Origin of the sequence: Clostridium manihotivorum (genome assembly GCF_004015185.1) — a bacterium.
In the GTDB taxonomy this organism is placed as follows: domain Bacteria; phylum Bacillota; class Clostridia; order Clostridiales; family Clostridiaceae; genus Clostridium_AR; species Clostridium_AR manihotivorum.
The window spans coordinates 440,475-456,230 of record NZ_CP025746.1 but is presented as its reverse complement, the minus strand read 5'-3'; the positions used below and the strand labels follow the sequence as shown (position 1 = coordinate 456,230).

General features: G+C 31.8%; 17 protein-coding genes. 6 read left to right on the top strand and 11 right to left on the bottom strand.

Annotated elements, in window-relative coordinates; all coding sequences use genetic code 11:
* Positions 1 to 129 precede the first annotated feature (129 nt).
* On the top strand, positions 130 to 552 hold the full coding sequence (locus C1I91_RS02020; protein ID WP_128215887.1) for a Fur family transcriptional regulator: 423 nt from the start codon (positions 130 to 132) through the stop codon (positions 550 to 552).
* Positions 553 to 944: 392 nt separating this feature from the next.
* Complete coding sequence (locus C1I91_RS02015; RefSeq protein WP_128210989.1) at positions 945 to 1,421, top strand: Dps family protein; 477 nt, start codon at positions 945 to 947, stop codon at positions 1,419 to 1,421.
* A gap of 358 nt (positions 1,422 to 1,779) precedes the next feature.
* Here C1I91_RS02015 and C1I91_RS02010 read toward each other — a convergent pair whose 3' ends face one another.
* Positions 1,780 to 2,337 (bottom strand): rubrerythrin family protein, encoded by a 558-nt coding sequence (locus C1I91_RS02010; RefSeq protein WP_128210988.1) that lies wholly within the window; start codon positions 2,335 to 2,337, stop codon positions 1,780 to 1,782.
* 353 nt (positions 2,338 to 2,690) lie between these two features.
* On the opposite strand from C1I91_RS02010, the gene C1I91_RS02005 reads away from it, so the two are divergent.
* Positions 2,691 to 3,287, top strand: a complete 597-nt coding sequence (locus C1I91_RS02005; protein ID WP_128210987.1) for a superoxide dismutase — start codon at positions 2,691 to 2,693, stop codon at positions 3,285 to 3,287.
* A gap of 264 nt (positions 3,288 to 3,551) precedes the next feature.
* Here C1I91_RS02005 and C1I91_RS02000 read toward each other — a convergent pair whose 3' ends face one another.
* The 7 genes from C1I91_RS02000 to C1I91_RS01970 form a co-directional block, all read right to left on the bottom strand.
* Positions 3,552 to 4,307, bottom strand: coding sequence for a nitroreductase family protein (locus tag C1I91_RS02000; protein WP_128210986.1), 756 nt, complete (start codon positions 4,305 to 4,307; stop codon positions 3,552 to 3,554).
* Between the two features lie 243 nt (positions 4,308 to 4,550).
* Positions 4,551 to 5,441, bottom strand: coding sequence for an MBL fold metallo-hydrolase (locus C1I91_RS01995; RefSeq protein WP_128210985.1), 891 nt, complete (start codon positions 5,439 to 5,441; stop codon positions 4,551 to 4,553).
* A gap of 232 nt (positions 5,442 to 5,673) precedes the next feature.
* Positions 5,674 to 6,648 carry a 2-hydroxyacid dehydrogenase gene (locus C1I91_RS01990; RefSeq protein ID WP_128210984.1) on the bottom strand — a complete coding sequence of 325 codons (975 nt, stop codon included), beginning with the start codon at positions 6,646 to 6,648 and terminating at the stop codon, positions 5,674 to 5,676.
* A 585-nt stretch (positions 6,649 to 7,233) separates the two neighbouring features.
* Positions 7,234 to 7,701 carry a hypothetical protein gene (locus tag C1I91_RS01985; protein ID WP_128210983.1) on the bottom strand — a complete coding sequence of 156 codons (468 nt, stop codon included), beginning with the start codon at positions 7,699 to 7,701 and terminating at the stop codon, positions 7,234 to 7,236.
* Between the two features lie 430 nt (positions 7,702 to 8,131).
* Positions 8,132 to 8,749 carry a pentapeptide repeat-containing protein gene (locus C1I91_RS01980; RefSeq protein ID WP_128210982.1) on the bottom strand — a complete coding sequence of 206 codons (618 nt, stop codon included), beginning with the start codon at positions 8,747 to 8,749 and terminating at the stop codon, positions 8,132 to 8,134.
* A gap of 5 nt (positions 8,750 to 8,754) precedes the next feature.
* Complete coding sequence (locus tag C1I91_RS01975; protein ID WP_128210981.1) at positions 8,755 to 9,861, bottom strand: pre-toxin TG domain-containing protein; 1,107 nt, start codon at positions 9,859 to 9,861, stop codon at positions 8,755 to 8,757.
* A complete protein-coding gene (locus tag C1I91_RS01970; protein ID WP_128210980.1) occupies positions 9,848 to 10,192 on the bottom strand; it encodes a hypothetical protein in 345 nt (114 codons plus the stop codon). Before C1I91_RS01970 ends, C1I91_RS01975 begins: the two co-directional genes overlap by 14 nt.
* Positions 10,193 to 10,705: 513 nt before the next feature.
* On the opposite strand from C1I91_RS01970, the gene C1I91_RS01965 reads away from it, so the two are divergent.
* The 3 genes from C1I91_RS01965 (at position 10,706) to C1I91_RS27965 (ending at position 12,845) form a co-directional block, all read left to right on the top strand.
* Positions 10,706 to 11,998: a helix-turn-helix domain-containing protein gene (locus C1I91_RS01965; protein ID WP_128210979.1), complete on the top strand. Its 1,293-nt coding sequence runs from the start codon at positions 10,706 to 10,708 to the stop codon at positions 11,996 to 11,998.
* A gap of 85 nt (positions 11,999 to 12,083) precedes the next feature.
* Positions 12,084 to 12,224, top strand: a complete 141-nt coding sequence (locus C1I91_RS27970) for a hypothetical protein (RefSeq protein ID WP_164880415.1) — start codon at positions 12,084 to 12,086, stop codon at positions 12,222 to 12,224.
* Between the two features lie 480 nt (positions 12,225 to 12,704).
* The gene (locus C1I91_RS27965; RefSeq protein WP_164880414.1) at positions 12,705 to 12,845 is read left to right on the top strand and encodes a hypothetical protein; all 141 of its coding nucleotides are present in this window, start codon (positions 12,705 to 12,707) and stop codon (positions 12,843 to 12,845) included.
* Between the two features lie 118 nt (positions 12,846 to 12,963).
* Here the strand turns inward: C1I91_RS27965 and C1I91_RS01960 are convergent, their stop codons facing one another.
* The 3 genes from C1I91_RS01960 to C1I91_RS01950 form a co-directional block, all read right to left on the bottom strand.
* Positions 12,964 to 13,398 (bottom strand): NUDIX hydrolase, encoded by a 435-nt coding sequence (locus tag C1I91_RS01960; RefSeq protein WP_128210978.1) that lies wholly within the window; start codon positions 13,396 to 13,398, stop codon positions 12,964 to 12,966.
* Between the two features lie 411 nt (positions 13,399 to 13,809).
* A complete protein-coding gene (locus tag C1I91_RS01955) occupies positions 13,810 to 14,775 on the bottom strand; it encodes an ABC transporter ATP-binding protein (protein WP_128210977.1) in 966 nt (321 codons plus the stop codon).
* A complete protein-coding gene (locus tag C1I91_RS01950; protein ID WP_128210976.1) occupies positions 14,768 to 15,751 on the bottom strand; it encodes an ABC transporter ATP-binding protein in 984 nt (327 codons plus the stop codon). Before C1I91_RS01950 ends, C1I91_RS01955 begins: the two co-directional genes overlap by 8 nt.
* Between the last annotated feature and the right edge of the window lie 5 nt (positions 15,752 to 15,756).

The following is a 15,756-nucleotide window of genomic DNA, read 5'->3' as shown; positions in this document are numbered from 1 at the left end:
TTTATATAATATAACTTAAACCGTATATTAACCAGCAGATTCCATTAACATTTTCAAAAATTTTTGCTATTATTAAATTAAGTATAAATTTGTATTAATTACACACTAATATAGGAGGCGATTGATTTGATGAAAATAATTAATATCGAAGCTTATTTGAGAGAACACGGCATAAGTCCTTCCTATCAAAGAAAAAGAATTTTTGAATATTTAAATGAAAGACAAAACCATCCAAATGTTAATCAGATATATGAAGAATTAGTAAAAGAGATACCAACCCTTTCTAAGACTACTGTTTATAACACCTTAAATATGTTCGTTGAAAAAAAGATTGTAGAGGCTATAACTATTGAAGGTACCGAAATACGCTACGATCTATTTAACCCTGCTTCTCATGGCCACTTCAAATGTGAGAGCTGCGGAACTGTTTATGATGTAGATATAGATATTGAACCTTCTCATATAAAAAATTTAGATGGTTTTATGATTAAAGAACAATCTCTTCATTTTAAAGGAATATGTAAAAATTGTTTATCTAAAAGAGCTGAGTAAAGACTAGATCGATGAGATCTGGTCTTATTTTTTTACAGACTCTGAGTATACTTTTTTACTAGTCGTTATAAAGTAATCTATTAAATTAAGTGGTCAGTGATTCCATGCTTAAGTTAATGTCCCTACTCTGAAATAAGTTAGATCTTAATTATGAAAAACGACCATCTAACACCCTAAGGTTACCCCTCAATCTCAAGAAACAAGTCGCAGTTGATAATTTTTATCATTTAGCATTGACAAGCATGTAAATAAGAGTTATTATAATATTGTACTAATTACAAATTAGTTATTAATACAATAATGTTTTAGTTGGTACAAATATTATAAATATCAAATGGTTATACTTATTATGATTTCATATTAATTAATAAATTAGCTAAGGAGGATTTTTTATGAGTAAAAATTATATTGGTTTAGAAAAAGAAGGTTTAGAAAGTGTTGTTAGAGAGTTAAATAAGTATCTTGGAAACTTAAATATAATCTACACTAAACTACACAACCTTCATTGGAATATAAAAGGTGCGGCTTTCTTTGAACTTCACACTAAGTTTGAAGAGTACTATGACACTGTAAACACAGATTTAGATGCTGTAGCAGAAAGAATATTAACTTTAGGTTATACTCCAGCTGCTTCATTGAAAGAATACTTGAGCTTATCTACAATTGCTGAAAGAGAAAGCAAGGATGCTACCCCTGAAGAGTCTGTAGAAGTTATAAGAAAAGACTTTTCATATTTATTAGAATCCTCAAGGAATATACTAAAGCTTGCTGAGGCTGCTAATGATCAAGGTACTGTTGATCTTATGGCTGGTTTCATAGCTAAGTATGAGAAGGATTTATGGATGCTAAATGCTTTCACTACAAAGTAATGGATAGATAGCCTATTTAATCCGAAATCTATTTTTAAAGTCCTCTGGTGCTTGAGAGGAAAGTTTAAAAATATTAACCTTAATATAAAGTGGTACATCTATATGTCCCCTTTGATTGAAGTTTCCCCCTACCTATATCTTAATAAATTTTGGCTCAATAAAAGCACTATCAGCTGTTTGATAGTGCTTTTTATGCAAAAACTCCACTAAATAATTTTCTTTTCAAGTGAAGCAATGCACTTACAAGATTATAACTAAAATTTTTAGTTTGTAGATATTATACATTAAGACTAAAATTTATAGTTTGGAGATATTTTAATTTATAAACGTAGAATATGACTAAGTTTACAAACCCTTGTTATTCAAATGCTTTAAATAATTCTCTGCTTACTCCACAAACTGGGCACTTTTCAACATTATCTCCTATTTCTGTGTATCCACATACTGGGCAAACATACATAGTTGCTATTTCTAGATCCTTGCCTTGCTTTGCAGTGTCCTGAGCAAATTGGAAGATCTTCGCATGAACCTTTTCAGCTTCTAAAGCGTAATGGAAGGATCTTTGAGCATCTTTTTCTTCTTGATATCTTGCTGTCTCGAGATAAACAGGATACATTTGTTTTATTTCATGTAACTCTCCATCAATAGCACCTTGTAGGTTCTCTATAATGTTTGTATGACCAAATACAGCTCCTGCTACAACAGTGCTATCCCCTACTTGGTCCTTCATAACATTGAAGTGATTCGTTGCATGAACTCTTTCAGCATAAGCTACAGCTCTAAATAGCTTTCCTATATTAGGATATCCGTCTTTCTCTGCTGAGTCCCCCCACACAAGATATCTCATATGAGCCATACTTTCCCCACCGTATGCTGAACGTAAAAAATCCGCAGTCATTGCATTATTTACTGACAATACACACACATCCTCTCAAAATATAATTACATAGGTATAATAGTTATCTAACTTCAACTATTAATTTATGCATTACTGATGATCCCTAGAACCCAGGATCATCTTATCCCCAGAACCCAGGATCATCTTATCCCTAGAACTCGGGAGCATCCTATCCCCAGAACCGAGGATTATCGAACATAAATAAATTAAGTTTTCGTAAAGTATAACCATATATATTATTAGCTTCAGTTTGAAATATATACCTAAATTTTTCTAATGCATTTTATAATATCCAAATCTATAATTACGCTTATAACATTCTAAATAGTGGGTAATATATAAAAGATAAAAATTTATTAAGAGGTGATATTATGCCATATACTTTACCTGATTTACCTTATGCTTATGATGCGCTTGAACCACACTACGATCAAGAAACCGTAAGAATTCACCATGATATGCATCATAAAGCTTATGTAGATGGACTAAACAATGCAGAAGCAAAACTAGCTGAAGCTAGAGAAAAAGGAGACTTCGGTCTTATCAAACATTGGGAAAGAGAGTATGCCTTCCACGGGGCAGGCCATATACTTCACACAATGTTCTGGCAAAACATGAGTCCAAATGGAGGCGGAGAACCAACTGGAAGTTTAGCAGATCAAATAAACAAAGACTTTGGAAGCTATGACGCCTTCAAAAAGCAATTCAGCGCAGCTGCTGTAGCTGTAGAAGGATCAGGCTGGACTGTACTATGTTGGAATAAGCTATTTAACAAGTTAGTTATTCTTCAAGTAGAAAAGCATCAAAACCTAACTCAATGGGAAGTGTGTCCACTTCTTATAGTAGATGTATGGGAACATGCTTACTACTTAAAATATCAAAATAAGAGAGCTGGCTTCGTTGAAGCATGGTGGAACATAGTAAACTGGGAAGATGTAAATAGCAGATTCCAAGCAGCAATGAAATAAAGCTTAACATATAGTTAATATTAATGCATTATATTAAAGTTAAAAATATATTTAATATTAATGCATTGTATTAAAATTAAGTGATTAGCAGTCAGATGAGATCACAAAAAACAAAGAGACTCCAGTTTGCTTATGCCAAGAGAGTCTCTTTGTTAATTTATAGCAATGTTCAGCATAAACCAATTTACAATAAAAAAGTTTGTACTGGTCTTAACAGTAAAAAATCACCAAGATTAACTCCTAGTGATTTCTACTATTCTTAAGTTATTCAATTTCAACTAGCCCTATATTATAATATCCCTTAGGAGCATTATAGTTGGAAGGCTCCTTCAAAGAAAACTTAAATTTCTTTTCTGACTTCTGGCAAGCTATATCTAAATGGCATAGAGCAATTCCCATATCTACCTTATTCATTCTTTCCATTATAAGTGCTTTAATAGGATTAAGTTTTATACAGTCTACATGTAAGGAGTTCCCTTCTATATTAAAGTACCAAGGCTGACTGTTGGTTGCAGAAGGCGCTATTCTAACTACCTCTAACAACTCATCAAAGTCTCCCTTATCTCTTATACTTTCCATAGAATTTCTCTTGAACTCTGATTTGTCGCTTCTATGCAGATTCTCAGCAGGCTTTCCGAAAGCAAGCATTATAACAAATTCTAAATTAGACTTGTTTATTATATCCTTAGCAGGCTTAGCTATCCCCTGCCAGCAAGCACCAAGACCCTTTGAGGATAAATATAAGTCTAATTGTTGCAGCATATAGCCTATGTTGGTCAAGTACCCTTCCTTGTTTTCAGAAAATACAACTACGTAGTGAGGAGCCTTAATTGACATAAAACTCTTAACATCATCTTGAGAGATCACTTGAAATTCAGTGTTAACTTCAGGTAATAATGGCTTAATGTCATCTATGAACTTTTTAACATCTTCTAAAGTTTTTTCGTCTAAAGGAGCCATATCGTACTTTCTCACAGATTTTCTTTTGAATATGGTTTCGTAAAACTTTGCATTATTCATTTAAATCCTCCAATATATAGATGTACTAATTCACATTAAAACTTATATTTTCAAATTATCCTCTCAGAAACCAGAGGCGTTTTGAAAATAGGCTTCAGATTGAAGTGGTACATATTTAGATACACACTATTAATAATATGCTCTATATTTGTATATACAACTATTATAATAGGTAAAATATGCTTAACACAATATAAAACTTAGGTTAATTTCAACATAGTACTTTAACAGGCGCAAAACTCCTTAACTGCTATAATAATAAAGCTTCCCATTCTCTACAGAATGATTAAGCTTCCCTTTATTATATAAGTAAGCTAAAAATGCAGACATAGAAGAATAGTTTATGTGATATTGATTAAAGTCTATATCCAAATCATTTAGTATGGTTATATTCTCCATAAGCTCTTCCTTAGTTAAAGGTTTTTCTAAAAGCTCTATTATTTGCTCGCAGTAATTATTGATATTATCTATATTTTTATCAACTAATGCTTCTAAGTCTTCCTTTAATACTATATCCTCTGCATGGCTTATTACAAAGTAGTCTGCATCAATATTCCTTATCTTCTCTAATGAATCCAAAGTACTCCCTACATCAAAGAGATATGGGAAAGAATATTTGTTTAATATAGCTTCACTATATATTGCATCTCCTAAAAAACAAACTCTGTCAGAGGTTAGTAGGGCTATTCCTTGAGGAGAGTGTCCTTTTAATTCTACAACTTCAAACTTATCCTCATTTATCTTTGTATTTCCTTCTGCTAATGTGTAATCCACTATGAGATCCTTACAGTCAGAATCAAGATTCTTTGGAGTTGTTGAAGTATATAACATGTTAGGTCTTAACTCCATATTCTCCATATATAACTTCTCTTTTTCCGAAGCATATACTATACAGCCCGTATAATTATTCTTAAAGTAAGTATTACCTCCACAGTGATCCGTATGGCTGTGAGTGTTGACTATATATTTTACATGAAGATTATTGTCTTTAAGCACCTCTTCAATCTTTCTAGCGGCAGAATTATTTATTCCCGTATCTACGAGAAGGCAATTCTTATTTTTATAACTATAAACTCCAATATTGGTAGGAGCCTTTATATAGTAGGTATTTCCATTAATTTTTGTTAGCTCCATGGTCAATCAATTCCTTCCTTAGTTATATATAATTTATATCTTCAACGGATCTCCTTAGAACTTAGCGGAGGTTGAAAATACTTGTAATCTCTATAAAATACTACTCTTCAAGCTTCTTAAAGCTTTAGTAAATTGGCTAATTGTTAAATTGTTATATTTTAAAATTCTTATATTGTTATATTTATATAATTATAAATTCATATAAATATATAGTAAATACCAGGGTTTAAGCCTATTCCTGTTTTAATTCTGGTACGATATTAGGTGCATTTTCTCCATTAAGTGCTTTCACAAGATTTTCTGCAGCAAGCTTAGCCATGGCAAATCTTGTGTCATCATTTGCTGAGCCTATATGTGGTAAGGTAACAACATTGTCCATCTTAAGAAGTGGATTGTCAGCCTGCACTGGTTCAACATCGAATACATCAAGTCCTGCGGCTTTTATCTTCTTGCTTTGTAGCGCTTCAATCAGCGCCTTTTCATTTACAGTTTTTCCTCTAGAGGCATTTATAAATATAGCATTAGGTTTCATTATATTAAATTCAGCCTCATCTATAAGGTGATGGGTTTCTTCAGTTAAAGGAGTCATGATAACTATAAAGTCTGAAGCCTTTAACACTTCTTCCATGCTACAGTACTTTACCCCTAACTTTTTCTCCACCTCAGGCTTTCTACTTCTGTTATAGTAAAGCACCTTCATATCAAAGCCTAGACTAGCCCTTTTAGCTACTGCCTCACCTATTCTACCCATGCCTATTATTCCTAAAGTACTATGATGCACATTAGCCCCATAAAGGTCTAGATCATCATCTTTCTTCCACTTACCAGCCTTTACATACCTATCAAGCTCCGTTATCCTTCTAGCACAAGCTAGCATAAGCCCAAATATAAGGTCAGCAACGGTATCATCCAAAGAACCTGCCACATTGGTACCTATTATATTTCTTTTTTTCATTGCTTCTAAGTTGAAGTTATTATAACCTACAGACATATTGCTAACAACCTTAAGCTTTTGCGCCTTTTCTAAAAGCTCCTCATCAATTCTAGTTCCAGAGGCTAGAAGACCATCCTTATCCTTTAACTTTTCAATCAACTGCTCCCTTGTGATATCCTCATCTTCACACTTTTCATAATCACAATATTGTGCTATATAATCCTCTACTTCTTGAGGAATAAACTTCGCTATATAAACTTTTGGTTTATTCATAAATTTACCTCCAGTATGTCTATTTTTACTTACTAATATTCTATGATATTAATATGATTAATTAAAAAGCACTTAAATTCACCTTACATAGTTTTAATTATACTCTTATACGAAGCTAAGTGAATAATTCATGTTATTAAGTTATATAAAAATTCGGTAAAGCATCCTTCTTCAGTTAGTTTTTTTGCGCATTGGCATTTCTGAATATAGATGTGCAAAACCTGACGCTCTATACATTCTATTTTTCAGTGTATATACTAACCATATCTTCTAATTCATTTATATTGCTAGGTTTCATAATAAACTTTTTTATAGATTACTATTATAAATAAAGTATTTTCATTACACTTTGTGAGATTTTTAGCTCTCATGGGCGATTTCTAGACAGTAAAAAAGTTAATACCTTCCTAGTTTAGAGGCATTAACTTTATTATAGGCTTATACTCCATATTTAAAATTTTTTAAATCCAGTCTACTTATTACATATTGCGCTGTATTATTATAACTATATGAAGTTTCACTATTCATATGCCATATAGAATCATCATACTACTGAATATATACCGTATTACAATCCCAGTTACTCTATTCTCTTTGCTCTCTACACAAATTCTTATATACAGAGAACTCAGGGTATACATCCCAATTACCTTCAACGCTAAAGTTACCTTCCTTTTGTACGATTTCCCCTGTTATTTCATTTTTTTCACTCATAATTGTATTTCCATTCTGTAAAAAAGTGAAGTGCATAGTAGTTAGGATTTTATCGCTATCACCATCATACTCCCAGTATGATGACTCATTTAAGAAAAGCTTATTTTTTTCAACTTCCTTGAAAGAATAATATAAATAGTTTCTTTTATACTTATCTAGAAAGTATACGCTTATCCATCCCCCAGCTACATTAACTATATATTTCTCTAAATTATTTTCAAAAATAACAGCAGTATAACTTCTTTTCTCAATATGTCTCCTATAAGCCTCATCTTCACTTATATCCTTATGAGTTTCTTTATAGAATAATGACCATTTTTCACAGTATCTTATTTCCACTATTTATATACCTTCGCTTCAATATCTCTTATTACTATGTGCAATTCTCTAGCCTTCTGTAAAACCTTTATAGGAATATCATATTTTTGTACTGGAACTTCTAATATCATCTGACCTTCTAATGTTAATCACCATATCCCTCCAGCTTTATTGTGTTTTTTACCTTTGCTGATGCTCCTATCCCTACTGCAGCTATGTCAAGTATTCTTTCCAAGCCATTTAAGTCTCTGCCTGAAAATAAATCTTCTCAATTGCTTGCCATCTTCTTTCGCCTTTCTTAGGATCTCCTTCAATATTTAATTAACTAGCTATAAAGTAGGTTATTACTCCCTGAAGGAACTGAGTAAATATCCTCTTAATTATTTTCTTTAGATCCATTTCCATTATTACTATATGGTATGTCTATTCTTTCAATTTTCTTTATGACTTTTTAAACAAGTTCACTTTTCTCTTTAAAAAATCTTATAGCGTCATCGCCATTTATAATTAGAGGCTGTTCTAAAGTTCCCCTATTAATATTTTTTATGATATCAGTAACCTTAAACTTACTATTTTTAAATTTAAGATTACTGATTATACATTGCCAAAATTCTACTCCTTTAAAATCACATTCTTCAAATAGTATATTTTTAATCATACTATTTGAGAATACATCATCTAATCTGCAATTTTGAAAACATAAATCTTCAAAAAAAGCTTCATTTGAACCTACTTTTATTAGTGTACAGTTAATAAAAATTGAATTTACAATTTTACTAGAATCTAGCTCTGCTTTTCCCAAGTTTACATTTTTAAATGTAATATTATTAAATTCGCAGCCATATAATTTTGCCCCTCCAAAATTTGCATTCTCAAAGACGGCGTTATTAAAGATTGAGTCTGTAATATATACATCTACGAAATTTAGCTGTGAAAGGTCATTATCCGAAAAATCTACTTCATCTAAAATTAATCTTTTACCCTCTACATCATTTTTATTTACTGAGTCCATGTACAAATTATGATTTCTTATTAATAAATCTAACTCTTTTTGTTCAAATTTTTTCATATTTATCACTCCGGCCACCAAATAATTTTATTTTTTAAACCTAACTTTTCTATAGCTTCTTCAAGTTCTTTAATATGTTGTAATGTTAATTTAGTCTTATTGATTACGACTATATCGTTACCATTCTTTTCAAATTCTTTGACTATATTTTTTATAGCATTTTCTACTTTAAATGCCCCCTTTTTAGCCGAAGTTATTGGTTTTCCATCTCCACCTATGGGATATGACTCAAAGCTTTTTACATCAATTTTTTTACCAGTAGTAATATCTATAAATTCAGCTTTAGGGTCTAAACTTCTTTCAATCCTCCCAAGCGTCCCTTTTCCCTCTAATTCAAGACCTATAACAGCTTCAATTTTAGATCCATCTGTTACTGCCTTCTTTGCTGGATCATATTCTAAAGAATCTAGCTCTGCTTGAGTTTTTCCCCCTGTATAAGCTTCACTTAACCCCTTATCTATAGTCACAGCTTCCTTAGCCACCAAATCCTCTTCAGCCTTGCTTTGTTTAAGCTTACTGATGATATTGTCTAATTGGCCTCCACCATTCATTCCAAAGGAAATAGAACCTTCTACTTTTCCACCTATTTCTCCAAGCTTTATTGCATTCTTTACCTTTGCTAATGCTCCTACACCTGCTGAAGCTATAGCTAGTATTCTTTCCAAACCATTTAGGTCTTTGCCTGAAACTAAATCTTCTCCTAGTAACCCTTCTAGAGTCATCTTTTCTATTCCTAATATAGGAATAAAATCTAAGCCTATGGAAAGCTTCTTCTCTCCTTCAGTCTCGAAGTTAAAGTCTCCGCTTTTTATTATTGCATCCAGGTAATCATCATAATTATCTATTGTCTTTTCTTTTTTCTTGGTTAAATTATACCATAGTTTCTTGGCAAAACCAGGTAGTAATGATGGGTAGTCCTTCTCATTATAGGTGTTTAGGCCAGCATTGTATTTTTCAATAAGAGCTTTACTGTCCTCATACTGTTTTTTTATATTGTCGGATATGTTTCCAAAGCCTAGAATGTCTCTTATGTTTACTTTATCCTTTATGGCAGTTGTATGTCCTACAAAAGCTTGCATATTTGTTGTTATTCCTAACCTATTGTCTATCACCTAGCTTGTCTAGTAAAGCTTCTTTCTGGTTATAATAAGGATCATCCACTGTATCCTTATACTCTCCGACGAAGCCTCCATCACCATTTACATTATAGGTGCCTCCTATAAAGCTTTGATATTTATTCTTGTAGTCTCTTAAATATTGTATATCGCTTTCCAGTGATTGATAGTACATTCTATTTAATTCATCGTGTCTGTTTATTTCATTACTTGCTTCTTTTAAAAGTTCATCTAACCTGTTGAGGTTTTCTTCTATTATAGTTAATGCAGTGTACCCTTGCATTCCCTTTTCATACACTGTATTGGAGTCTATCAAAAAGTCCCTCATAATTATTCTCCTATACTGTACTCTATTACTTTGTGCCATTAACCTTAAATCCAAACACACATCCATTTTATAACTTATTACGATAATAATTCCATAAAGTTACAATATATATGATACTTCATTACTAAATCTTTTTCAAATATTGTATATAAACCAATTTAACTTCACTTTTAAAATTCTATAAGTAGCTTTACTTACAAAGCTTAACTACTACTATTTTTTATATAAGCCACTAATGGATCTTATGTAGTTCATTAATATTACATGTGACTATAATATTGCAAAATATAACTAGTCTTAAATACACCCTTTTTGACATAAACATTTCTATTTTATAAAATCACCTGCTTAAATATAGGCTTTTTATTGTTAAAAAAATATTTTTCATTAAAAAAATTAACATATTAACATTTTTTTCATTTTCTTGAGCAATTTATGTAATAATAATATATAATTTCTAATATATGTATCAGCGTATTTTGTTTATGAGTTAATGTAAAAGGGGGGAGCGCTTTGGAATTTTTAAATCCAAACGAAAAAATTAAACGAATGAGGAAAAAGTTTCGAGTAAATCAAGCTGAGCTTGAAAATACCAACATGACTAGAGCCTTCATTAGTATGATGGAAAGTGGAAAAAGAAACGTAAGTAAAGCAAGTTCTAAGCTTTTAGCTGAAAGATTCAACGAGATAGCTAAGAGAATAAGTGTCAATTTAAATTTAGATGAAGAGTATTTCTGTAGAACTCCAAAGGAGGATGCTAGGTACTACTGTGAGAATGAATTAAAAGATGAAACACAACTTACTCATAAAAAGTTGGACGAGCTTATAGAAATAGAAAAGGAATTTGAACTTACAGATTTGTTAGCACGATGCTATAAGATTTCTGGTGGAATGTATAATGATGAGAAGGATTATAGCAATGCTTTCATAGCATTAAACAACGCTCTAGGCCTTTACAAAGAATTAAAGGATGAAAAAAGCCAGATATTTGTTTATCTAGAATTAGGATTTTGTAAATATATGCAAAATAATTATGAGGATTCAAGCCTTTATTATAAAAACGGTAGTACTTATGCCTTAAATTGTGGGGATTATGTGCGCTATGGAAAAGGACTTAGATCTCTAGCCTTATGTTATGCACGTATGGAGCAGTATGATGAAAGCCTATCAATAATTGATAATGAAATATTAAATAATACCATAATCACTGATGAAGAAACACTGATAGAAGCAAAAGCGGATAAGGCTCTTTTTCTATCTTTTACTGAAAGAGATGATGAATCTGCTAAGCAGTACTTTGAATTAGTTGAATTAATAAAGAGCAAAGATAGTGATAATTACAATGTTATGCTTTCATTGTTATATAACAACATAGGCGAATATTATTATAAAATTAAAGATTACAACAAGAGTTTACAATACTTAAGTCAATCTCAAAGTTTAAAACTTAAATGTAGCAAGTCAAAACTTTCAATTACTTTATGTCTAAAAGCAAAAGTACTATATGCACAAGGGTTACTTGAAGAAAGCCTGATGTTGTTTGATTTGGCTACAGAAATGGCAGAACAGTATAATAGATTTGATTTGTTATTAGATGCTTATAAAGATTTAGCAAAAGCTCTATCAGAAAGTAAACTATTTGATAAATTAAAGCAAAGCATGGAGAGATTAATGGAAACCTTAGAAAGAAATGATTTAAAAGAAGGAAAACGCTTTGCCTTGTATAAACTTGTAGAAGTAGCCAATAATCAAGGTGACCAGGAGAAATGCAACGAGTATCTTAAACAACTAGAAAACTTTATATAAACATTTATATATTTCAATTGTAGTGCATTTTTTATATAAATGTAATATAATAGTAACATGAAAATGGTTGGGAGGGGTATTATTTATGAGAAAAAAAATATCAACGCTTTTACTTAGTGTATTGGTTTTAGGGGTTCTAGCTATTCCAGTTAATAGCCTCAATTTACCAAATACTCGCAGCACCATTACTCCAATGGGAGAACCAGTAGACCCAATTAGAGGATAATATAATAAAGAAATAAGTAGGTGGATTTTCTCACCTACTTATTTTTTATAGCATTATATATCCGTTGCTAAAACCTTTATATCTCCATTCATATAAAAACTTATACTTCTTTATTATCATATCAATTTTGAACATTACTACTGTTCCAATTATCAAAGCTGTATTTACTAAGTGTATTACACCAATTATTCAATACTAATCAATTATTTTATTAGAAAACAATTTGTTTGATAAATTAAAACAAAGCATAAAGAGATTAATCAAAGCCTTGGAAAGCCATTATTTAAAAGAAGGAAAACGCTTTGCCTTGTATAAACTTGTAGAAGTGGCCAATAATCAAGGTGACCAGAAGAAATGCAACGAGTATCTTAAACAACTAGAAAACTTTATATAATTTTTTATATATTTCAATTTTAGTGCATTTTTTATATAAATGTAATATAATAGTAATATAAAAAATAGTTGGGAGGGGTATTATTTATGAGAAAAAAAATATCAACGCTTTTACTTAGTGTATTGGTTTTAGGGGTTCTAGCTATTCCAGTTAACAGCTTCAATTTACCAAATACTCACAGCACTATTACTCCAATGGGAGATCCAGTAGACCCAATTAGAGGATAATATAATATATAAATAAGTAGGTGGATTTTTTCACCTGCTTATTTATATATTTTCATATGGTCGTAACTAACAATTTTTATCTTTTTAACTATATAAAAAACTCATATCTTTTTAATTACTATATTTGATCAAATACTTCACTTAAAAACTTCTGTGTTTCATAAAGGGATATACTGCTCATTAACTGTTCCTTAGAAAAGAACTTAACCTCATCAATTTCCTCATCCTGAGGCTCTAAATCTTCTCTATTTCCATAATACTCAACATAAAACATAGTAGTTTCTTGCTTTTCATATTTATATGATTTAGGAAATGAGAAGCAAATCTTTCTGTCAAATCTATTAATTATTTTATAGTTAGCAGATCCAGTCTCTTCTTTTAGCTCTCGCATAATTGCTGCTTCTAGATCTTTATCCGATGCTTCAACTCCACCCTTTGGAAAGTCCCAGTATCCATTAATAACCTTGTTACTATCAGAATTCCTAGCTTTATGAATTAGCAAATATTCATTATCTTGAACTATAACTGCACCAACTGCTTTTCTTATCTTCATAATGGTTAATCTCCATATACTTAAATATTAAGTTTTTAATATAGATATCCAACTTCAACTACTAATTTATATATGCCTTATAATCCCCAGGAGCTCGTATTATCAAACATGTATAAATTAAGCTTTCATAAAGAATCCCTATATATAACATATTTTTATCATTTCATCTATAATTGTAAAGTATCTTTATAAAATCTAAAAGAGCAGTTTTTTCATTATAGCAGCATCCATATTATTATAGTAACATCGTATATTAAAGTAGGCGGATTCGTCCACCTACTTCTTTTACTTTAGGCTATATTTTATTGTTAAAATTAAGTGGTCACCAAGAAGATGCTACACCGACTAAAGCATCAGATTGCCGACCACTTAATTTCAAAGCTATGGTTTATATATACTTATTTTATACCTCTAAACTAAATGGCAAGCAACCTCATGGCCTTCGGATACTTTTTTAAACTCCGGAACTTCCTTACTGCACTTTTCCATAGCATAAGGACATCTTGTATGAAACCTACAGCCTGAAGGAGGATTTGCTGGGCTTGGTATATCACCCTTTAGTATGATTCTTTTTCTTTTTAGGGTTGGATCTGGTATTGGCACTGCTGACAATAACGCCTTGGTGTATGGGTGCAATGGATTATTAAAGAGCTCATCTCTATCTGCCAGCTCCACTATATTTCCTAAGTACATGATGGCTATTCTGCTGCAAAGATGCTCTACCACACTTAAATCATGGGATATAAATAAGTAAGAGAGGCCTCTATTCTCCTTTAAGTCGCTAAAAAGGTTTATTATCTGTGCTTGTATGGACACATCTAAGGCAGACACTGGTTCATCTGCTACTATAAAGTCTGGTTGCAAAGCCATAGCTCTTGCTATAACTATACGCTGACGCTGCCCTCCAGAAAACTCATGAGGAAATCTATCTATATGGTATGGAGCAAGACCACATAAAACTAGTACTTCTTCCACCTTTTCTCGGACATTTTCTTCGGTTGCTAAGCCATGTTGAAGTAAGGGTTCTCCTATGGCATCTCCGATTCTCATCCTTGGATCTAGTGAACTATAGGGATCTTGGAATATATACTGCATCTTTGGACGAAGCTTTTGAATTTCCTTCCTTGAAAGCTTGTGTATATCTAGGCCATCAAATAGCACTTTACCATCGGTCTTATCATTCATTCTCAATATGGTTTTACCGATAGTAGTCTTTCCGCTTCCTGACTCACCTACCAGGCCAAAGGCTTCTCCTTTTCCTATGGTAAAACTCACATCATCTACCGCTCTTACATTCTCCTTTGCCTTGCCTAAAATACCTTTAGAGATAGGAAAGTATTTTTTTAAGTTTTTTACTTCTAATAAAGGCTTACTCATTTTTATTTTCCTCCTCATAAAGCCAGCAGGCAGTTTTATGCTTATTGTCATCTAGCTTAAGCTTTGGTGCTTTATTTTTACATATCTCCATGCAGTGTTCACACCTATCACTAAAATAACAAGACTCTTTAAGCTCTAAAAGATTTGGCACCTGTCCTTGTATAGAATAAAGCCTAGGCTTTCTTTGTCCTATTATTGGTTTTGACTTAAGAATTCCTTTGGTATATGGATGCTTAGGGTTCTTAAACAGCTCCAGCACTGGAGCTTCTTCTATAACCTTTCCCGCATACATTACCACCACATGGTCTGCCATCTCTGCTACTACTCCTAGATCGTGAGTTATGAAAAGTATAGAGGTATTAAACTCCTCTCTTATACTGCGCAATATGTCTAAAACCTGAGCTTGGATGGTAACATCAAGAGCAGTGGTAGGTTCATCAGCAATTAGAAGCTTAGGCTCACAGCTCAGGGCTATAGCTATCATAATACGCTGTAGCATACCTCCGCTTAATTCATGAGGATAGGAATTAAATATTTCTTCAGCTCTTGGTATTCCAACCTTAGTTATAAGCTCTATGGCTTTTTTATGTGCTTCTTCTTTGCTTAATAATAAATGTACCATGATTGGTTCAAGCATTTGCTGACCTATTGTAAATACAGGATTGAGAGAAGTCATCGGCTCTTGAAATATCATAGCAATATCATTTCCTCTGATATCTCTCATATCATATTTATTCAAAGAAAGCAGGTCTTTTCCATTAAAAATTATTTGTCCATCTTCAATCTTTCCTTGGTCGCTTATGAGCCTCATTATGGATAAGGAGGTTACACTCTTGCCGCAGCCTGACTCACCAACTACACAAACCACTTCACCTTCATTTATAGAAAAACTAACATCATCTACTGCTTTAACTACATCATTATCTACATGAAAGTAGGTTTTTAAGTTCTTTACTTCTAATAGTGTTTTTTTCATTATAA